At 69.2% G+C, this 19530-nt stretch carries 20 protein-coding genes and 2 riboswitches; of the genes, 14 read left to right on the forward strand and 6 right to left on the reverse strand.

Features of this window, described 5'->3' with window-relative positions:
* Positions 1-65: 65 nt before the first annotated feature.
* The 4 genes from ACN8ZM_RS08710 to ACN8ZM_RS08725 all read left to right on the forward strand — a co-directional run bounded on the left by ACN8ZM_RS08710 (position 66) and on the right by ACN8ZM_RS08725 (position 2804).
* Positions 66-905, forward strand: coding sequence for a formyltransferase family protein (locus ACN8ZM_RS08710; protein ID WP_175022526.1), 840 nt, complete (start codon positions 66-68; stop codon positions 903-905).
* A complete protein-coding gene (locus ACN8ZM_RS08715) occupies positions 905-1921 on the forward strand; it encodes a GNAT family N-acetyltransferase (RefSeq protein ID WP_420209795.1) in 1017 nt (338 codons plus the stop codon). Before ACN8ZM_RS08710 ends, ACN8ZM_RS08715 begins: the two co-directional genes overlap by 1 nt.
* 206 nt (positions 1922-2127) lie before the next feature.
* Entirely contained in the window at positions 2128-2391 is a 264-nt protein-coding gene (gene vapB, locus ACN8ZM_RS08720) for a type II toxin-antitoxin system VapB family antitoxin (protein ID WP_420209796.1), read from the forward strand.
* Positions 2388-2804 carry a PIN domain-containing protein gene (locus ACN8ZM_RS08725; RefSeq protein ID WP_420209797.1) on the forward strand — a complete coding sequence of 139 codons (417 nt, stop codon included), beginning with the start codon at positions 2388-2390 and terminating at the stop codon, positions 2802-2804. Before vapB ends, ACN8ZM_RS08725 begins: the two co-directional genes overlap by 4 nt.
* A 48-nt stretch (positions 2805-2852) precedes the next feature.
* Here the strand turns inward: ACN8ZM_RS08725 and ACN8ZM_RS08730 are convergent, their stop codons facing one another.
* Both ACN8ZM_RS08730 and ACN8ZM_RS08735 read right to left on the reverse strand, forming a co-directional pair.
* On the reverse strand, positions 2853-3758 hold the full coding sequence (locus ACN8ZM_RS08730) for a nucleotidyl transferase AbiEii/AbiGii toxin family protein (RefSeq protein ID WP_420209798.1): 906 nt from the start codon (positions 3756-3758) through the stop codon (positions 2853-2855).
* On the reverse strand, positions 3727-4797 hold the full coding sequence (locus ACN8ZM_RS08735; RefSeq protein ID WP_420210991.1) for a type IV toxin-antitoxin system AbiEi family antitoxin: 1071 nt from the start codon (positions 4795-4797) through the stop codon (positions 3727-3729). Before ACN8ZM_RS08735 ends, ACN8ZM_RS08730 begins: the two co-directional genes overlap by 32 nt.
* Before the next feature lie 342 nt (positions 4798-5139).
* Between ACN8ZM_RS08735 and ACN8ZM_RS08740 the strand changes: the two genes are divergently transcribed.
* The 3 genes from ACN8ZM_RS08740 to ACN8ZM_RS08750 all read left to right on the forward strand — a co-directional run bounded on the left by ACN8ZM_RS08740 (position 5140) and on the right by ACN8ZM_RS08750 (position 6954).
* Positions 5140-6303 carry a M20 aminoacylase family protein gene (locus tag ACN8ZM_RS08740; protein WP_420209799.1) on the forward strand — a complete coding sequence of 388 codons (1164 nt, stop codon included), beginning with the start codon at positions 5140-5142 and terminating at the stop codon, positions 6301-6303.
* Between the two features lie 116 nt (positions 6304-6419).
* Positions 6420-6665 (forward strand): type II toxin-antitoxin system ParD family antitoxin, encoded by a 246-nt coding sequence (locus ACN8ZM_RS08745; RefSeq protein WP_069247936.1) that lies wholly within the window; start codon positions 6420-6422, stop codon positions 6663-6665.
* Positions 6655-6954 (forward strand): type II toxin-antitoxin system RelE/ParE family toxin, encoded by a 300-nt coding sequence (locus tag ACN8ZM_RS08750; protein ID WP_420209800.1) that lies wholly within the window; start codon positions 6655-6657, stop codon positions 6952-6954. Before ACN8ZM_RS08745 ends, ACN8ZM_RS08750 begins: the two co-directional genes overlap by 11 nt.
* 85 nt (positions 6955-7039) lie before the next feature.
* On the opposite strand, the gene ACN8ZM_RS08755 is transcribed toward ACN8ZM_RS08750, so the two are convergent.
* Genes ACN8ZM_RS08755 through cobA form a run of 4 tightly spaced genes read right to left on the reverse strand, consistent with a single transcriptional unit; the run spans position 7040 to position 10119 of the window.
* Positions 7040-8353, reverse strand: a complete 1314-nt coding sequence (locus tag ACN8ZM_RS08755) for a cobyrinate a,c-diamide synthase (RefSeq protein WP_420209801.1) — start codon at positions 8351-8353, stop codon at positions 7040-7042.
* A gap of 2 nt (positions 8354-8355) precedes the next feature.
* The gene (cobO, locus tag ACN8ZM_RS08760) at positions 8356-8958 is read right to left on the reverse strand and encodes a cob(I)yrinic acid a,c-diamide adenosyltransferase (protein WP_021160089.1); all 603 of its coding nucleotides are present in this window, start codon (positions 8956-8958) and stop codon (positions 8356-8358) included.
* Positions 8959-8995: 37 nt separating this feature from the next.
* Positions 8996-9373 (reverse strand): cobalamin biosynthesis protein, encoded by a 378-nt coding sequence (locus ACN8ZM_RS08765; RefSeq protein WP_420209802.1) that lies wholly within the window; start codon positions 9371-9373, stop codon positions 8996-8998.
* Positions 9370-10119, reverse strand: a complete 750-nt coding sequence (gene cobA / locus ACN8ZM_RS08770) for a uroporphyrinogen-III C-methyltransferase (RefSeq protein ID WP_043183168.1) — start codon at positions 10117-10119, stop codon at positions 9370-9372. The genes ACN8ZM_RS08765 and cobA overlap by 4 nt, the downstream gene beginning before the upstream one ends.
* A gap of 169 nt (positions 10120-10288) precedes the next feature.
* Positions 10289-10526, reverse strand: a riboswitch (cobalamin riboswitch).
* Positions 10527-10640: 114 nt separating this feature from the next.
* Positions 10641-10908: riboswitch (cobalamin riboswitch) on the forward strand.
* Between the two features lie 329 nt (positions 10909-11237).
* Here cobA and cobW point away from each other — a divergent pair.
* The 7 genes from cobW (at position 11238) to ACN8ZM_RS08805 (ending at position 19513) form a co-directional block, all read left to right on the forward strand.
* The gene (gene cobW / locus ACN8ZM_RS08775; RefSeq protein WP_089450457.1) at positions 11238-12326 is read left to right on the forward strand and encodes a cobalamin biosynthesis protein CobW; all 1089 of its coding nucleotides are present in this window, start codon (positions 11238-11240) and stop codon (positions 12324-12326) included.
* A gap of 6 nt (positions 12327-12332) precedes the next feature.
* Complete coding sequence (gene cobN, locus ACN8ZM_RS08780; RefSeq protein WP_420209803.1) at positions 12333-16142, forward strand: cobaltochelatase subunit CobN; 3810 nt, start codon at positions 12333-12335, stop codon at positions 16140-16142.
* Positions 16139-17215 (forward strand): ATP-binding protein, encoded by a 1077-nt coding sequence (locus tag ACN8ZM_RS08785; RefSeq protein WP_420209804.1) that lies wholly within the window; start codon positions 16139-16141, stop codon positions 17213-17215. Before cobN ends, ACN8ZM_RS08785 begins: the two co-directional genes overlap by 4 nt.
* Positions 17216-17283: 68 nt before the next feature.
* The gene (locus ACN8ZM_RS08790; protein WP_420209805.1) at positions 17284-17892 is read left to right on the forward strand and encodes a vWA domain-containing protein; all 609 of its coding nucleotides are present in this window, start codon (positions 17284-17286) and stop codon (positions 17890-17892) included.
* Between the two features lie 58 nt (positions 17893-17950).
* Complete coding sequence (locus ACN8ZM_RS08795) at positions 17951-18403, forward strand: YaiI/YqxD family protein (RefSeq protein WP_011351963.1); 453 nt, start codon at positions 17951-17953, stop codon at positions 18401-18403.
* 179 nt (positions 18404-18582) lie between these two features.
* The gene (locus tag ACN8ZM_RS08800; RefSeq protein WP_089450461.1) at positions 18583-19155 is read left to right on the forward strand and encodes a DUF1993 domain-containing protein; all 573 of its coding nucleotides are present in this window, start codon (positions 18583-18585) and stop codon (positions 19153-19155) included.
* Positions 19156-19186: 31 nt separating this feature from the next.
* Positions 19187-19513, forward strand: coding sequence for a low molecular weight protein tyrosine phosphatase family protein (locus ACN8ZM_RS08805; RefSeq protein WP_420209806.1), 327 nt, complete (start codon positions 19187-19189; stop codon positions 19511-19513).
* The last annotated feature ends 17 nt before the right edge of the window (positions 19514-19530 follow it).

A 19530-nucleotide genomic window follows, 5' to 3' on the forward strand; every position in this document is an offset into this window, starting at 1 on the left:
GGCCGGCCTTCATGGCTGGCGCGGGCCGGCCGCGGCGCCTTCGTCCGCTTTTCCACGACGCATCCATGCCGAAGAAAAATCTCGTCTACATCCAGTCGCTGCGCAACGGCGCGGCCGATCGTGCCGGGCAGCCGGTCGCCTATCAGGGCGGCACGCGCTACATGAAGGCGCCGCTCGAATTTCTCGTCGAACGCCTGAACGACTCGCCGCTCGGCGAGCGCTACACGCTGAAAGGCGTGATCGTCGACGACGACGACGGGTCGCCGGCCGACCGCGCGAAAGTCGCCGACTACGGCTTCGCCCGCACGCCGGGCCGCCCGTGGATCCTGCCGGAAGGGTTGGCGGTGCAGGGCCGGCCGGTCGACGAACTGTTCTGCTCGATTCCGTCGACGTACCGGCGGCTGCCGCGCGACGCGCGCGAGCGCGCCGCGGCCAAGCAGGCGTTCGAGCGCCGCTTGCTCGAACGCCTGCTCGAACTCGAAGCCGACGTCGTCGTGCTCGACGGGCTGCTCGTGATCCTCGACGAACTCGTGCGGCCCGGCGCGCGCTTTCACCGGCGCATCGCCAACATTCATCCGGGCATCACCGCCGACGGTTCGCCGTACCAGCGGCGCGGCGCGTGGGCGACGCTCGACGCGCTGCACGGCGCGCGCGGCGAACGGGTCGACTGGGCGAGCGGCGCGACGTCGACCGTCGAACCCGTGATGATGACGGGCGCGTCGTTCCACTACGTCGACAACGGCATCGATTCCGGTGAGGTGATCTGCGACGTGCTCGACACGTCGATCGCGCCGGACGACACGATTCTCGAACTGCGCTGGAACAACTTCCAGCGCAGCCTGTTTCCGGCGCTCGAGCGGGGGCTGCACGTCCTCGCCGACCGCCACGACGCGGGAGCACTGTGATGGAAGACACGCTGACGAAACCGGCCGGCACGGCTGACGCCGTCGAAGGGGACGTGGCCGCCGCGCTCGACGGCGCCGCACACGGGCCGGCGAGGGCAGTCGCCGAGCACACGCTCGACGCGTGGCGGCCTGACGATGCGCCGGACGGATTGCTCGCGGCGTTCGTCGCGCTGTTCAACACCGACACGCGCTACGACGCGGCGACGCTCACGGTGCCGCTCGGCGGCGCCGATGCGGCGGCCGTTGCGTCGTACGTCGCGCGCGCGGTGCGCGAGGGCGTGATCGACGGCGCGCAGGTTGCCGGCGACACGCTGCGGCTCACCGTGTCGCGCGCGACGTTCTGGCAGAACCCGCGGCCGTGGCTGAAGGCGCCTGCGTCGGGCGGGATGCCGCTGCGTTACACGATCACGAACGGCCACCGGCACCCGGTGCGGCCGCCGTCGCCGGCCGGCGAGATCTATGCGCGCGACATGCCGCAGGTCGGGATGACGTTCAGCCTGCGCACCGTCGACATCGACGAACATGCGCAATTGTTCAGCGACTGGATGAACCTCGATCGCGTCGCGCATTTCTGGGACCAGCGCGGCACGCGCGACGAGCACGCGGCGTATCTCGCGGAGCGGCTCGCCGATCCGCACATGCACCCGATGATCGGCTATTTCGACGACACGCCGTTCGGCTATTTCGAGTTCTACTGGGCGAAGGAGGACCGTCTCGCGCCGTTCTACGAGGCGCACGACTACGACCGCGGGCTGCACCTGCTGATCGGCGACTCGCGCTTCCAGAGTGCCGGCAAGCTGCATGCGTGGTGGAGCGGGGTGCTGCACTACATGTTCGTCGACGAACCGCGCACGCAGCGGCTCGTCGGCGAGCCGCGCGTCGATCACGTGCGGCACATCGCGTACATGCACCGGCTCGGGTTCTACACGCTGAAGGAATTCGATTTCCCGCACAAGCGCGCAGCGCTCACCGTGATCGAGCGCGATACATTCTTCGACACTTTCCGGTTGCCCTGACGGCGCGGGTGCGCGGTGCGGCGCGACGTTGCGCGCGGCGCCGTGGCCCGCCGGCATCGGCCGTTCGGGATATGGACCGCGCGGCCCGCGACATGGCAAATACATCCGCGACAGCATGGGGCGCGACATCCGGTTTGTGCGCCCTCAAATTGACATATGCCGGCATATGCCTACAGTGGGCGCATCGTACTCCCATGGAGTGGCTCATGCGCACCGTTTCCATTTTCAAGAACGCCCGTAACCAGGCGATCCGCATCCCGAAGGACATAGAGTTCGAGGGGGTGACGGAACTCGAGATCCGTCGCGAGGGCGACACACTGTTGCTACGGCCGGTGCGGCCCACGTGGCTCTCGTTCGCGAGCGAACCGCTGGCCGACGCCGACTTCCTCGCCGAACGTCCGGCCGTCATCGAGTCCGGCCGCTTCGACCTGTCCGGTGGTGGCGCCGCGCCGACGGAGTCCGGCCAGTGATCACGCTCTACATGCTCGATACGAACCTCTGCTCGTTCATCATGCGCGAGCGGCCTCCCGTGGTGCTGTCGCGGCTGCAATCGTGCGTCAATGCGCAACACCGGATCGTCGTCTCGGCGATTACGTACGCCGAAATGCGGTTCGGCGCGGTTGGCAGGAAGGCGTCACCGAAGCATGCGGAACTCGTGACGGCCTTTGTTTCGCGGCTGGATGGCGTGCTGTCGTGGGATACCGCGGCCGTCGATGCAACGGCCGCGATTCGTGCCGACCTTGCCGCGCGTGGCACGCCGATCGCCGCGAACGACGCGTCGATCGCCGGGCATGCGATCGCGGCCGGTGCGGTGCTCGTCACGCACAACAGCCGCGAGTTCGCCCGTGTTGTCGGGTTGGCGCTCGAAGACTGGGCGGCCTGAGCGCAGCTTCGTATCCGTACGCGCACGCTGCTGTTCCGCAGCGACGTGTCACGTGCGTGGCGCGGGTTGATCGACGAGAAAGGCGGTGCGGAACGCATCGAGATACCGGTCGACGTCGTCGCTGAATTCACCGGGCAACAGTGCGAACGCGCGTGCCAGCAGATCCTGGCCGAGCGCGGCATAGGTCGCTGCGTCCGACAACAGCGCGCGGATCGCGTCGCGCGTTGGCGGCGAAGCAATTTGCTGCGCCTCGCGCGCGAGCAGCGCGGCCGCGGCGAGCCCCGGCTGGAACGCATGGGTCTCGAGCAGGTCCGGCGCATCATCCCAGATACGTTCGCGATTGCCGGCGTCGTGGAAATTCCGCAGCAGGAACAGCAGGTCGTACGCGTCGCTGTTCTGGCGCGCACGCCGATCCTTCCACGCGAGCAGCTTCAGCAGCGTCAGCGCCGGCAGGCTGGCCACCGGCACCACGGTATGCGCGTCGATCGACACCGGCTGTGCGGTGTCCACCGCTTCCTGGAACCCGAGTACGTTCAGCACGAATTCCCCGCCGGGCGGCCACGCAATCTCGCCCGGCGGCGTTTCGAGCGGCCCGAACGGCACGAGGTCCAGCTCCGTGCGAAAACCGTGCGCGCCGCTGTCGAACAGCAGTTTCTGCTGCTGTTTCGATGCGCGCGCGAATTGCCCGGTGGCGACGAGTGCGTCGACGAGTTGCGCGTGAAATGGCCAGCTCACCGCGCACACGGCAACGTCGACGTCGCGCGTTGCACGCACCGGCCGGATGCCGTGCACGTGCCACATCAGGATGTCGCGCGCGGTAGCGCCGGCCACCACGAACGCCGCATCGAGGCGTGCGCAGGCCGAGCTGACGGCCTGCAGCAGCGCGACCGCCGCAGGCTCCAGCGGCCGGCGTGCGTCGACTTCAAGCGGGCGGGTGGGCGAGATATCGGTCATGGATGCGATCCGCGATGGCGAGATTGCGGCTGTCGCCGGACGAGACGAGATCCGCGTAGATCAACAGCGGCGGCACGACCGGTCCTTCCTGTTCGCGCCAGTCGAGCGCGGCAGACGGCGGCCAGAACGCTTCGACGAGTTCGACCTCGCCGCGCTCGTCCGGACGCAGGCGGCCCTGGAGCAGCAGCCGGGTCGACGCGGTGCCGTGCGTATAGACGGTGATCGTGGCCGGCTTCAGGTCGTGCGTCAGCAGGTCGGCCGCCGGCTCGCCGCCGAGCCGTGCATCGAATGCCGCGAAATCGAAGCCGCACCACCAGTCGGGCGCGAGGCTGGCAAACCGGCGGCTCGGCAGCTTCGCGCGCAAGCGGCTCGGGTACAGCGCGACCCATTCCTGCACGAAGCGTGGCCAGTCGGGAAGCAGGCGCTCGCCGTTGCGGCGCTGCCCGACGAGGCCGCGCGCGATCAGATCGTCCATCGCCAGATTGACCGTGCCGAGCGCGACATCCGACGCGGCCGCGATCGCCCGATACGGTTGCGCGACGAGGCCGGGCTGCGTCGCGAGCGCGAACATCACGGCCAGCCCCTTCGGCGTCGTCGCGCGCGACGACTGCCGGCGCGGTGCCCGTGCGGGCTTCGGCCGGCCCGCGATCATCACGGTCGCCTCCGGCTGAATCAGGCATGCGTTGCCGGCGGTATCGAGAAACGGGATGCCCTGGTCGGTCAGGCCGGCGGCCAGTTCGGCCGACAGATGCGGCGCGACCAGCATCAGCGGGCGCTCGCCGGGCACTGCGTTGCCGCCGCCGCGGCGCAGTGCCGCGAGCGTGCCCGCCAGCGATTCGACGTGCAGGCGCACCGCGACCGGCATCTCGAATACCTGCCCCGCAACGTCGAAGCGGATCATGGCGTCGGCGTGCGCCTTGTAGGCGGCCGGCACGCGCACGGGCCGCGCGCGAAAGCGCCGGGTCGCGCGTTCGAACGCGGCGCAGGCTTCGTCGAGCACGTGCTGTTCCGGCAGGGAGAGGGAAGGGTTCGCGGGCATCGAAGGGAATCGCATGTTCACTTTTCTGTCAGCGTACACAAAAAATGTACGACCGTCAAAAAGTGAACAATAATTCACAAGCCTTTGATGTGTATGGGCTATTTCAGGATACCGGACGATAGTCATCGGGCGCTCATGCGCAGGGAATGGGTGGGTGGCGCACAGTTTCGGGCGCTCGGATCCCGTGCGGTAGTCGTCCGGATGGCCGGGCTTGCGCTCGTCGTGCATCGCATTCCCCCATGGCAACCATCGGTTGCTACCACGACGACTCTCGGTCTTCCGGGTTGCCATCTAACTGACTATCCTTGCCTGCATATTCCCCACAGGACAGGAGACGACACCGTGACGCACAGCGTGATTCCCGCAGGCCTTGCCGATGAAATGATCGAGATCCGGCACCGCATCCATGCCCACCCCGAGCTCGGCTTCGAGGAATTCGCGACGAGCGACCTCGTCGCGGCGCAACTGCAGTCGTGGGGCTACACGGTGCATCGCGGGCTCGGCGGTACGGGCGTCGTCGGGCAGTTGAAGGTCGGCAGCGGCACGCAGCGCCTCGGCCTGCGCGCCGACATGGACGCGCTGCCGATCCACGAGTCGACGGGCCTGCCGTACGAGAGCAAGATCGCCGGCAAGATGCACGCGTGCGGCCACGACGGCCATACGGCGATGCTGCTCGCGGCCGCGAAGCATCTCGCGCGCGAGCGCTGCTTCTCGGGCACGCTGAACCTGATTTTCCAGCCGGCGGAGGAAGGGCTCGGCGGCGCGAAGAAGATGCTCGACGAAGGGCTGTTCGAGCAGTTCCCGTGCGACGCGATCTTCGCGATGCACAACATGCCCGGCTTCCCGACGGGCAAGTTCGGTTTCCTGCCGGGGCCGTTCATGGCGTCGTCGGATACGGTGATCGTCGACGTGCAGGGCCGTGGCGGCCACGGCGCGGTGCCGCACAAGGCCGTCGACTCGGTGGTCGTCTGCGCGCAGATCGTCATTGCGCTGCAGACGATCGTGTCGCGCAACGTGTCGCCGCTCGACATGGCGATCGTCACGGTCGGCGCGATCCACGCGGGCGAGGCGCCGAACGTGATTCCCGATCGCGCGCAGATGCGCCTGTCGGTGCGCGCGCTGAAGCCGGAAGTGCGCGACCTGCTCGAGACGCGCATCAAGGAAGTCGTGCACGCGCAGGCGGCCGTGTTCGGCGCGACCGCGACGATCGACTACCAGCGCCGCTACCCGGTGCTCGTCAACGATGCGGAAATGACCGCGTTCGCGCGCAACGTTGCCCGCGAGTGGGTGGGCGACGCGAACCTGATCGACGGGATGGTGCCGCTCACCGGCAGCGAGGATTTTGCGTTCCTGCTCGAGAAGCGGCCGGGCTGCTACCTGATCATCGGCAACGGCGACGGGGAGGGCGGCTGCATGGTGCACAACCCCGGCTACGACTTCAACGATGCGGCGTTGCCCACCGGCGCGTCGTACTGGGTGAAGCTCGCGGAGACGTTCCTGGTGTGACCGGGGAAACGACACATACGGCGCGAGGCTGGACATCGGCAAGGTCGCCGCAGCGGCTGAGCGCCTGGAGTACCAAACTTTGGTATATGATGGCCGCATTGAAAAGGAGGTGACTCATGTCGCGAAACACATCCGTTTCCCTGGGCGACCACTTTGCCGAATTCGTCGACGCTCAAGTTCAGTCGGGACGATACGGTTCCGCGAGCGACGTCGTCCGAGCCGGTTTGCGGCTTCTCGAGTCACACGAAACGCAGGTGCGTGCGTTGCAGGAAGCGCTGAAGGCCGGTGAGGCATCGGGAGCGCCCAAGCCATTCGACAGCGAAGCCTTCCTGGCCCGCATGCGGGCGACGCATGGCGGTTAAAGGCAGGCAGCTTCAGCTTGCACCGCTGGCTGAACTCGATCTCGAAGAAATTTGGCGCTATACCGCCGTGCATTGGTCGCACAAGCAAGCTGACCTTTACCACCGCGATCTGATCGGAACAATGGAAGCACTGGCGCGCGGTGAGAAGGCCGGTCGGACTTGCATGGTTCGCGATGGATATTTCCGGTACGCAGTGGGCTCCCACGTCGTGTTCTATCGCGAAACGGAATACACGATCGATGTGATTCGGGTCCTGCACCAACGAATGGACATCGAACAACATCTGTAGTCGCACAAAGCGGGCACGTGATCATTGTGATGGGGCGAGCAATCCCTGTATGTCTTGTGCGATCCCGATCCGGGCACCGCATCGGTCAGCCTAGAACGCTTCCTTCCCCGCTGAACAACGCCACGACCGCATCCGGATTCGACGGCCAGTACATGTGCATGTAGGTCGCGACGATCGCGTCGTGGCAATAGACGGCTTCGCCGCTGCCAGATGCGCCATCGGGACGCGCAGCGCTCGCGACCGGTTCGAGCGGCGTCGCGAGCCGCGAATAATGGAACGTATGGCCGCGCATCATCCCGCTGCTCGTTTCGAGCTGCTGCATCCCGAGCGCCACGAACCGGCGCTGCATCGTCGCATGGCCTGGCAGCACGCCCAGCATCGGCGTCGTCACGCCGTCCACATCGGTCAGCGATTCGCACAGATACACCATCCCCCCGCATTCCGCGACGATCGGCCGGCCGGCCGCCGCGTGCGCGCGAATCGACCGCGCGGTCGCGGAATTGGCCGCGAGCGTCGTCGCATGCAACTCCGGATAACCGCCCGGCAGGAACAGCGCGTCACAATCGCCCGGCACGGATTCGTCGGCGAGTGGCGAGAAAAACCGCAACTGCGCCCCGAGCCCCTCAAGCAGCGCAAGATTCGCCGGATAGATGAACGAAAAAGCCACATCGCGCGCCACCGCGATCCGCTTGCCGGCGAGTCCACGCGGCAGCGGCGCCGTGGCATCCGGTTCCGCGAACGCAACAGCCGGCGGCAACTCGGCAAGCGCCGTTTGCGCAAGCGCATCGGCCGCGCGATCGAGCCGCGCATCGAGATCGTCGATGTCGTTCGGCTGGTGCAGGCCGAGATGCCGCTCCGGCAGCGCAATGCCCGTATCGGCCGGCATGTGCCCGAGCCAGCGCAGGTCGTCGGGCAGCGCCTGTTGCAGCAGTTCCGCGTGCCGGGCCGAGCCGACGCGATTCGCCAGCACGCCATGAAACGGCAGCTCCGGCCGGAACCGCGCGAGCCCGAACGCGATCGCCGCGAACGTCTGCGCCATCGATTTCGCGGAAATCACCGCGACGACCGGCACGCCGAACGCGGCCGCGAGGTCGGCGCTGCTCGGCGTACCGTCGAACAGCCCCATCACGCCCTCGATCAGGATCAGGTCGGCCTCGCGCGCGGCGTCGGCCAGCAGCGCGCGGCAGCCGGCCTCGCCGACCATCCCGAGGTCGAGCGCATGCACGGGCGCGCCGCTCGCACGTTCGAGCAGCATCGGATCGAGAAAGTCGGGCCCGGTCTTGAACACGCGCACGCGCCGGCCGAGCCGGCGGTGCAGCCGCGCGAGACCGGCCGTCACCGACGTCTTGCCCTGACCCGACGCGGGCGCGCTGACGATCAGCGCGGGGCAGGCCGGCACGCTCAGAACTCCACGCCGCGCTGCGCCTTCACGCCTTGTTCCTTGTACGGATGCTTGACGAGCCGCATCTCGGTGACGAGGTCGGCCGCGTCGATCAGCGCGTCGGGCGCGTGTCGCCCGGTCACGACGACGTGTACCGAATCAGGGCGCGCGGCCAGCGTCGCGAGCACTTCGTCGAGCGGCAGGTATTCGTACTTCAGCACCGTGTTCAGTTCGTCGAGGATCACCATCCGGTAGTCGCCGCTCTCGATCATCCGGCGCGCCTCGTCCCAGCCCTTGCGCGCGGTCGCGATATCGGCGTCGCGGTTCTGCGTGTTCCACGTATAGCCGTCGCCCATCGTCACGAAATCGCATTCGGCCACCGCGCCGAGGAAGTCGCGCTCGGACGTGTGCAGCGCGCCCTTGATGAACTGCACGACGCCGAGCCGCATGCCGTGGCCGAGCACGCGCACGGCCATGCCGAACGCGGCCGTGCTCTTGCCCTTGCCATTGCCGGTATTGACGATCAGCAGGCCCTTTTCGTTGACGGCGGCGGCCTGCTTCTTCTCATGGCCGGCACGGCGGCGTTCGGTCATCCGTTGATGGGATTCGGCGTCGGTTTTCATCGGATTGGTCCTGTCGAAAGAAAGCGAAACAAAGGGTTCAGAGCGGGCCGGCGAGCGCGACCGTCACGCCGTCCCGGATCGATTTGGGGCCCAGCAGCCGGCCGTGCGGCGCCGCGAGCTGCGCGCACGGTTCGGCCACGCCCGCGACGCCGAAGCGGGCGAGCGCGGCATCCGACGGGCCGCTTGCGGCCAGCTCCGGACGGCGCGCGAGTCGTGCCGCGTCGAACGCGACGAGCGGCCAGCCGCGGCGCGCACACAGCGTGCGCAGCGCGCGGGCACGCGCCTTGTCGGCGAGCGTCGCAACGAGCGCCGGTTCGGCGCCCGGGTACAGGGTCAGCGCCGCGCGGATCGCGGCATCGAGTTGCGCGGCCGTCACGCCCGCGCGGAAACCGACGCCGAGCGCGACGCGCATCATGCGCCGCTGCCGAGCGCGGCACGTACCGCGGGATCGTCGGCGAACGCCGCGACGCGGCCGATCACGACGATGGCCGGCGAGCCGATGCCAGTCGCGCCGATGCGTTCGACGAGCGTGTCGAGCGTCGCGAGCACGTGCCGCTGTTCGGGGCGCGTCGCGTTCTCGATCGCCGCGCACGGCGTATCGCCGGGCAGGCCGCCTTCACGCAGCGCGGCTGCAATCGTGTCGAGGCGGCGAATGCCCATGTAGATGACGATCGTCATGCGCGTGGCCGCGAGCGCGCGCCAGTCGGGTTCGCCGGCGCCCGCGCCGTGGCCCGTGACGAAAATCACGCCCTGCGCGTCGCCGCGTTGCGTGACCGGGATGCCGATTGCGGCCGGTGCGGCGATGCCCGCGGTGACGCCGTTCACGACCTCGACCGGGAATCCCGCCGCGCCGAGTGCGGCCAGTTCCTCGCCGCCGCGGCCGAACACGAACGGATCGCCGCCCTTGAGCCGCGCGACGCTGCGGCCCGCGCGCAGATGCGCGAGCATCGCGGCGACGATCGTCTCCTGCGGCGTCGATGCATGACCGCCGCGCTTGCCGACGTGCTCGATCTGCGCATCGGCACGCGCATGGCGCAACACGTCGGGATTCACGAGATCGTCGACGAGCAGCACGTCCGCCGCGCCGATCGCACGGACGGCCTTGAGCGTCAGCAGGTCGGCGTCGCCTGGGCCGGCGCCGATGAGCCAGGCGCGGCTCATCGAGCGCGGCACGGTGCGCACCGTGTCGAAACAGTGGAACAGGGCAGGCGGGCGGCACGGCGGCGGCCAGCAGACAGGAAACGCATGACGGATCGAACGAAGCCCGCGCGGACGCGGGCGGAATGCGCACCCCATCCGTCCCCCGCGGATCGGGCGTTCGGCGAGCCTCGGGCTCGCCCCTTGCGTCGGCCGGTATCCGGGCTGGCCGCTTGCCAGGCCGCAGCCTTCCCGCCCGGCTGAAGGGCAGTGGCATCGTGGGCGGCCTGGGCGCGTGCGCGGGGAAGCGCAGCGCGCGGGCGGCGTACCGTTGCGGGGACAGCACAGGCCGGGCGGTGGTCCGCCTCCTGTTTCCCGTTTAACTGCAGGCGCGCAATGCGCATGCGAGCACCGAACGCGGCGCATACGATAGCACAGCGATCCACCCGCGCGAACCGCTGCGCACGGCGTTCGGCCACGTGCGCCGGCCATCCGGAACCGGGCCCGGTGGCCCGCTCCGCCTTGACGCTCCCCGCACCGCCGCCTACACTCGCACGCGTTTTGGTGCTCGCGCGCGCCGCTCCGGCGCGCGCAGTTAAACGGGAAACAGGGAGCCTGCCTGCGCCGCAGTCGAGCCAACCTGTGCTGCCCCCGCAACGGTAAGCGAACGCGTCGCGCGAGAAGCGCCACGCAACGCCGCTTCGCCGCATGCCGCGCGCATGCGGACGACCGCCACTGGATGCCGCGTGCATCCGGGAAGGCGAAGCGGCGTGTTCGTCAGCCCGGATACCGGCCTAAACGTTGGGGTTCAGCGCCGCGGGGAGGCGGCGCATCGTCCACGGCCGCAGCAGGCCCGACACCCGCGTGTTGCCCGCTTTCTCCGCCGATCCGCCTGCGCGCCAACCCGCGCCGGCCGGCGTGGCGAACGGCAGGCGGCGTGCACCGGGCCGGCGGCAGCCGTGTTGGCATTCACGATGTCGACCGTTCGCAAGGAAGCACCATGTCCGCTTCGTCGTTCCGCCCGTCCCGCGACTGTCCGTCCGGATCGCGCGGCGGCATGCCCGCGATCCGCCAGATGAACTGCCACGCCGCCATCGACGCGACGATCCCGGGCTGATTCCATTTTCGACACAGGACCTACCATGACCATGCGCAAGCTTCCCGTCACGATCGTCACGGGCTTTCTCGGCAGCGGCAAGACGACGCTGATGCGCCACATCCTGCAGCACGCCGAAGGCCGCCGCATCGCGGTGATCGTCAACGAATTCGGCGAGCTCGGCATCGACGGCGAAATCCTCAAGGGCTGCGGCATCGGCTGCGAGGATGCGGAAGGCGCGCAGGGCGAAGCATCGGGCCAGCTCTACGAACTCGCGAACGGCTGCCTGTGCTGCACCGTGCAGGAAGAGTTCTATCCGGTGATGGAAGCGCTCGTCGAGCGGCGCGCGGACATCGACCACGTGCTGATCGAAACCTCGGGCCTCGCACTGCCGAAGCCGCTCGTGCAGGCGTTCAACTGGCCGACGATCCGCAACAGCTTCACGGTCGACGCGGTCGTGACCGTGGTCGACGGGCCGGCCGCCGCGAGTGGCCAGTTCGCGGAAAACCCGCAGGCCGTCGACGCGCAGCGCCGCGCCGATCCGAACCTCGATCATGAATCGCCGCTGCACGAGCTGTTCGCCGATCAGCTGTCGTCCGCCGATCTCGTGATCGTGAACAAGGCCGATCTCGTCGGCGACGCAGCGTTCGCGCAGATCGAAACCGCGATTCGCGACGAAATCCCGCCGCAGGTGAAGATCGTGCGCGCGACGCGCGGCGAGCTCGATCTCGCGATGCTGCTCGGTCTCGAATCGGCATCGGAAGAAACGATCCACCTGCGTCACGACCATCACGGCTCGGCCGACGACGGCGATCACGATCACCATCACGACGATTTCGACTCGGTCGTCGTGTCGGGCGACGCCGGCACGCGCGAAGCGACGATCGCCGCGCTGCAGCGTGTCGTCGAAGCGCACACGATCTATCGCGCGAAAGGCTTCGCCGCGCTGCCCGGCGCGCCGATGCGCCTCGTGATCCAGGGCGTCGGCCGCCGCTTCGACAGCTATTTCGATCGTCGCTGGCAGGACGGAGAAACGCGCGCGAGCCGCTTCGTGCTGATCGGCGAGGATCTCGACGCGGCCGCGCTGCAACGCGCGTTCGACGCCGCGTGCGCGGCCGAGCCGCAACAGGCGTAACCCACGATGCATTTGCTGCGCACCACGCCGGGCGGCTTTGTCGACGACACGCAGGGCGTCGTCCGGATCGACCAGCAGCCGGCCGACATCGTGATCCTGAGCTCGGCCGATACGACGCTGTCGCTGCTGGCTAGCGTCGTGCCGCACCTGCCGGCCGGCTTCCCGAGCGTCAGGCTCGCGAACGTCACGTTCCTGCGGCAGCCGGCGTCGGTCGATTTCTACGTCGACGACGTGCTGCAGCATGCGAAGTCGGTCGTGATCGATCATCTCGGCGGCGAGGCGTATTGGCCGTACGGAATCGAGCAGGCCGTGTCGCTCGCGTCGAAGCGCAAGCAGCAGCTCGCGATGTTCTCGGGCGACCTGCAGGAAGACCCGAACCTCGTCGCGAAGAGCACGGTCGCGCCCGACCTGTGCCGGCTGTGGTGGCGCTACCTGCGTGAAGGTGGCGTGCACAACGCCGAGGCGCTGCTGCGCAGCATTGCATTCCATACGCTCGGGTTCGGCGACGAACCCGAACTGCCGCGCCCGCTGCCGGCCGCCGCGCTGTATCACCCGGCGCGCGACCGCGCGAGCGTCGACGACTGGCGGCCGCGCTGGACGCCCGGCGCGCCCGTCGTCGCGATCCTGTTCTATCGCGCGCACTGGCAGGCCGCGAACACGGCCGTGTTCGACGCGCTGGCCGATGCGCTCATCGAGGAAGGGCTGAATCCGCTGCCGATCGCGGTCACGTCGCTGAAGGACGCGGTGAGCCGCGAAGTCATCACGCAGCTCTGCGACACGCACGACGTCGCGCTCGTGCTGAACACGACCGCGTTCGCAGCTGGCGCGATCGACAGCCCCGAGCACGACGTGCTCGCCGGCGACGCGCCGGTGTTGCAGGTGATCCTGTCCGGCGGCAATCGTGACGCGTGGGTGGCCGACAACCAGGGGCTGCATGCGCGCGATATCGCGATGCACATCGCGCTGCCCGAGGTCGACGGGCGCATCGTCACGCGCGCGGTGAGCTTCAAGGGGCTCGCGTACCGTTGCCCGCATACCGAGGTCGACGTCGTGCGCTACCAGCCGGACGCCGAGCGGATCGCGTTCGTCGCGGCGCTCGCGCGCGGCTGGTGCCGGCTGCGCACGCTCGACAACGCCGACAAGCGCGTTGCGCTGATTCTCGCGAACTATCCGCAAAGCGAAGGGCGGATCGGCAACGGCGTCGGGCTCGACACGCCGGCGTCCGCGCTGCGCGTGCTCGCGGCGCTGCGCGACGCGGGCTACGCGGTGGCCGACCTGCCGCCCGACGGTGACGCGCTGATCGCGCGCCTCACCGAAGGCGTGACCAACGACGCGGCCGTGCATGCGTTGCGCCCCGCATTCCAGAGCTTCCCGCTGGCCGACTACGTCGCGCGTTTCGCGCGGCTGCCGGCGGCCGTGCGCGACGCGCTGAACGCGCGCTGGGGCCCGCCCGAAGCCGATCCGACGCTGCGGCAAGGGCGCTTCACGATCGCCGGCTGGCGCGCGGGCAACGTGTTCGTCGGCATCCAGCCGTCGCGCTCGCGCGGCGAGAACGACTACGCGAGCTACCACGACGCGGATCTCGTGCCGCCGCACGCGTATCTCGCGTTCTATTTCTGGCTGCGCGATGCGTATCGCATCGACGCGGTGATCCACCTCGGCAAGCACGGCAACCTCGAATGGCTGCCGGGCAAGAGCGTCGCGCTGTCCGACGCGTGCTGGCCCGACCTGACGCTCGGGCCGCTGCCGCACCTGTATCCGTTCATCGTCAACGATCCGGGCGAGGGCAGCCAGGCGAAGCGTCGCGCGCAGGCGGTGATCATCGATCACCTGATGCCGCCGCTCACGCGCGCGGAAAACTACGGCCCGCTGCAGGATCTCGAGCGGCAGGTCGACGAATACTACGAAGCGCTGATGGTCGACGGGCGGCGCGCGAAGCTGCTGCGCAAGACGATCCTCGCGACGATCGCCGAACACCGGCTGCACGACGAACTGAGCGTGTCGCCGCCGCGCGATACGGGCGACGAGGATGCGCTGCTCACGCGCGTCGACGCGTGGCTGTGCGAACTGAAGGAAGCGCAGATTCGCGACGGGCTGCACGTGTTCGGCGTATCGCCGGCCGAGCGCCAGCGGCGCGACACGCTGCTCGCGCTCGCGCGCTTTCCGGTCGGCGACGGCAAGGGCACACGCGCAGGACTGATCGGCGCGCTCGCGCGCGATCTCGCACTCGGCGACGACTTCGATCCGCTCGCGGCCGACTGGGCCGCGCCGTGGGTCGGGCCGCGCCCGGCGATCCTGCAGGCGCTCGACGCATCGCCGTGGCGCCATGCGGGCGATACGCGCGAACGGCTCGAACGGCTTGCGCAGCAGTGGCTGGACGGGCTGTGCGCAGCCGACGGCGGGAACGCAGGTACCGATGCGACGCCTCCCGGCGACTGGCCGCACACGCTCGCCGTGATCGAGCGCGTCCGTGCGACGCTGCTGCCCGCGCTCGACGCGTGCGGCGGCGAGGAAATGCGTCAGCTGCTGCGCGGGCTCGACGGCCGCTTCGTGCCGCCGGGGCCGAGCGGCTCGCCGTCGCGAGGCCGGCCCGACGTGCTGCCGACCGGCCGCAATTTCTACTCGGTCGACACGCGCGCGGTACCGACGCAGGCGGCGTGGTCGCTCGGCCTGAAATCCGCACAGCAACTGATCGAACGCCATCTGCAGGATCATGGCGACTATCCGCGCGCGATCGGTCTGTCGGTCTGGGGCACGGCGACGATGCGCACGGGCGGCGACGACATCGCGCAGGCGTTCGCGCTGCTCGGCGTGCGGCCGAAATGGGCGCATGGCAGCCACCGCGTGACCGACTTCGAGATCCTGCCGATCGAGATCTTCGACCGGCCGCGCATCGACGTGACGCTGCGCGTGTCGGGCTTCTTCCGCGACGCGTTCCCGAACCTGATGCACCTGTTCGACGCGGCCGTGCAGGCGGTGGCCGCACTCGACGAGCCCGAGGAACTGAACCCGATCCGCGCGCGCATCGAGCGCGAACGCGCGAAGTGGGTCGCGCAGGGCGTGGCACCGGACGAAGCACGGCGCCGCGCCGGCTGGCGTGTGTTCGGCGCACGGCCGGGCAGCTACGGCGCGGGCCTGCAGGACCTGATCGACCAGCGCCGCTGGCAGACCGACGCGGATCTCGCCGATGCCTACCGCCAGTGGGGCGGCCATGCGTATGCGCAGAACAGCGCGGGCGACGCGGCGGCCGACGTGTTCGGCGAGCGGCTCGCGACGATCGACGTCGTCGTGCAGAACCAGGACAGCCGCGAGCACGACATCCTCGATTCGAACGACTACTACCAGTTCCAGGGTGGGATGACCGCAGCCGTGCGGCATCTGTCCGGTCAGCAGCCGAGCATCTACCACGGCGACCACGCGAATCCGGTCGCGCCGAAGATGCGCACGCTGCGCGAGGAAATTGCGCGCGTGATCCGCTCGCGCGTCGTCAACCCGAAATGGCTCGACGGCGTGAAACGGCACGGCTACAAGGGCGCGGCCGAGCTGGCGGCGACCGTCGACTACCTGTACGGCTATGACGCGACCGCGCGCGTGCTGTCGGATCACCAATACGCGCTCGTCGCCGACGCGTACCTGTTCGACGAGGCCACCCGCGCGTTCCTCGAACGGCACAATCCGAAAGCGCTGCACGGCATCTGCGAACGCTTCGTCGAGGCGATGCAGCGCGGCCTGTGGCAACAGCCGGGCGACTATCGCGAACGGATCGAAGCGGTCTGGCTCGCGAGCGAACAACTCCAGGAAGGGGGACGGCGATGACCGATCCGACGCTGCACCGCGCCCGCGCGGTCTTTCCGTTTGCGGCGCTCGTCGCGCAGGACGCATTGCAGCAGGCGCTGCTGCTCGCCGCGATCGACCCGTCGCTTGGCGGCGTGCTCGTCAGCGGGCCGCGCGGCACCGCGAAATCGACCGCGGCGCGCGGCCTCGCGGAGCTGTTACCCGAAGGGCAGTTCGTCACGCTGCCGCTGTCGGCGAGCGACGAGCAGGTGACGGGTACGCTCGATCTTGCGCATGCCCTCGCTGAAAACGGCGTGCGCTTCCGGCCGGGCCTGCTCGCGAGGGCGCATCTCGGCGTGCTGTATGTCGACGAAGTGAACCTGCTCGCCGACGGCCTCGTCGATACGCTGCTCGATGTCGCCGCGAGCGGCGTGAACATCGTCGAACGCGATGGCGTGTCCCACGCGCACGACGCGCGCTTCGTGCTGATCGGGACGATGAATCCGGAGGAGGGCGAGCTGCGTCCGCAGCTGCTCGACCGCTTCGGGTTGATGGTCGAACTGGAGAATTGCTTCGACGCCGCACAGCGCGAGCGGATCGTGAAGGCGCGACTCGCGTTCGATCTCGATCCGGACGCGTTCCGCGCAGACCATGCATCCGCACAGCGCGAACTCGGCGACCGGATTCACGCGGCGCGTGCACGGCTGGCGGCGCTCGATTTCGACGATGCCGTCCATGCGCGCGTCAGCGCGTTGTGTATCGACGCGGCCGTCGACGGGCTGCGTGCCGATCTCGTGATGCTGCGCGCGGCGCGCGCGCTCGCCGCACTGGAGCAGGCCGATGCGGTGACGGTGTCGCATGTGGACCGTGTGGCCGACGCGGTGCTGCGGCACCGGCGTCATGCGGGCACACCGCCATCGTCCCGAGCGCCGCAGAAAAACGACGAGCGCGACGGTCACACGCCGCCCGATGCGCGCGAGCGCCCCGACGATCCATCGGGCGCTGCGCAGAACGATGCCGCGGCAGCGCAGGGCGACTGGGGCTACCTGCCGCCCGAACCGGCCGGGCTGCGCGACGTGAAAGGCGTGGTGCCGCTGCCGCTAAAAAAACGCTGAGCCATCGAGCCGGCGCCGCTGCGAACACCGTTCGCGGTCCTCGATGGCAATCAGGCGCAGCCGCGCGCGTGCCGGGCACGGCACGTGCCGGCACCACCGTGGCGTGGCCGGCAACGCTTGCCGCGAAACGCGGCGGCCCGCTGCATCGCGGCCATCTGCGCTTCCGGAAACGGGCCGGCACGCCGGACGCGCTGCATTGCTTCGTGCTCGACTGTTCCGCGTCGATGTTGTCGCACGAGCGGCTCGCATTGGCGAAGGGGCTGATCGTCGCGTATTTCGACCAGGCCGCGCGCGACCGTGTCGAAACCGCGCTGATCTGTTTCGGCGGCAATGGCGCCGCGCGCCGCTTCGGCCCGGCCGTGCCGCGCTGGTGGAATGCGCGCTGGCTCGAACCCGTCGAAGGTGGCGGCGGCACGCCGCTCGCAGACGGCATCGCGGCCGCCGCGCAATTGCTCGCGCGCGCGGCGCGGCGCGAGCCCGGCAAGCAGCGCTGGCTGTGGGTGCTGTCCGACGGACGCACGCGCGAGATACCCGCGAAACCCGCGGCGGCCGATCACGTCGTGTTCGTCGACTTCGACGACGCGGCGGTACGGATCGGGCAGGGGGCGCGGCTGGCGGCGGCCTGGGGCGCGCAGTGGGTGACGGCCGACGCGCTGTACACGGGCCGCGCCGGCTGATGGGCGGCCAGCGGTGCGTTATGATCGCCGCTTCTGCTGCTCTCTGGAAACACCCGCCATGCAAGTACTGGTCGATGCCGACGCGTGTCCGGCCGTCATCAAGGACATGCTGTTTCGCGCCGCGCGTCGTGCCGAAATCTGCGTGACGCTGGTCGCGAACCAGTTTCTGCGCACGCCGCCGTCGCCGTTCATCAAGGCGGTGCAGGTGCCGGCCGGCTTCGACGTGGCCGATGCGCGCATCGTCGAGCTGGTGGAAGCGGGGGATCTCGTGATCACCGCCGACATCCCGCTGGCCGCCGCCGTGCTCGACAAGGGCGCGCATGCGCTCGACCCGCGCGGCAACTGGTTCAGCCGCGAGAACATCGAGGAACGCCTGTCGACGCGCGCGATGATGGATCAGTTGCGCAGCGCGGGCATCGACACGGGCGGGCCGGCGCCGTTCAGCGCACGCGACGGCAAGGCGTTCGCCTCGCAGCTCGACCGGTTCCTCGCGCGACACGGCAAGCCCTGAGGGTGCGTTGCGGCAGCCGCGTGCGGCGATCATCCTGCGTGGATGCGTGGACGAACACCTGCACGCACCATGCGCCACGTCACCGGATCCGCATTTAATCGCGCTCATCGCCCAGACCGGGATGCAGGTTCGCGCCGACACTGCTATCGTGGCGCAAACCACAACACAGGAGCGCACGCGTGTCACCGACTCAACTTCTCGTTCCGACCTTCACCCAGATGCTGCGCGCGCAGACCGCGTGGCTCGACAAGGCCGTCGCACACTGGCAGGCCGCGGGCGACGCGCCCGACGCGGCGATGTCGCTGAAGCTGGCGCCCGACATGTATCCGCTTGCCGCACAGGTGCGCTTCTCGTGCTTCCAGGCGATGGAACCCGTCCACCGGCTGCGCGGCGAACCGTTGCCGGCTGCGCTGCTGGCCTTGCGCGAAGCGGGATGGAATGCCGATGCGCAGCCCGGCTCGCTGGCCGACGCGCAGGCGATCCTCGCCGGCACGCTCGCCTTTCTCGACGAACTCGCGCCGGATGCGCTCGATGGCGGTGCCGCGCTGCCGATCGCGCTCGAAATGCCGAACGGGATCGCGTTCGACATGACGGGCGAACAGTACGCGCGCGACTGGGCGCTGCCGCAGTTCTACTTCCACGCGATCGCCGCGTACGCGATCCTGCGCCACCACGGCGTCGAACTCGGCAAGGCCGACTACGTGCCGCACATGCTCGCGTACGTCCGGCCGGGCACGATTCCGCAGGGGTGAGCCCGCAGGCGCCGGGCACCGTCGAGACGACATGACGCGGGCACTCTTCATCTGCAGCCGCAACCGGCTGCGCAGCCCGACGGCCGAAGCGGTATTCGCCGCGTGGCCGGGTGTCGACACCGACTCGGCGGGCCTCGCGCTCGATGCGGACACGCGCGTGTCCGCCGAGCAGCTCGACTGGGCCGACGTCGTGTTCGTGATGGAGCGGGCGCACAAGGCGAGGCTGGCGGCGCAATTCGGCGCGCAGCTACGGCACAAGAAGATCGTGTGCCTCGACATTCCCGACCGTTACGCGTACATGCAGCCCGAACTCGTCACGTTGCTCGAGCGCAAGGTCGGCCCGTTCCTGCGCGGGTGAGCGGCGCAGGCGAGGTG

The sequence above is a fragment of the Burkholderia aenigmatica genome, from assembly GCF_048627025.1.
Lineage (GTDB): Bacteria > Pseudomonadota > Gammaproteobacteria > Burkholderiales > Burkholderiaceae > Burkholderia > Burkholderia aenigmatica.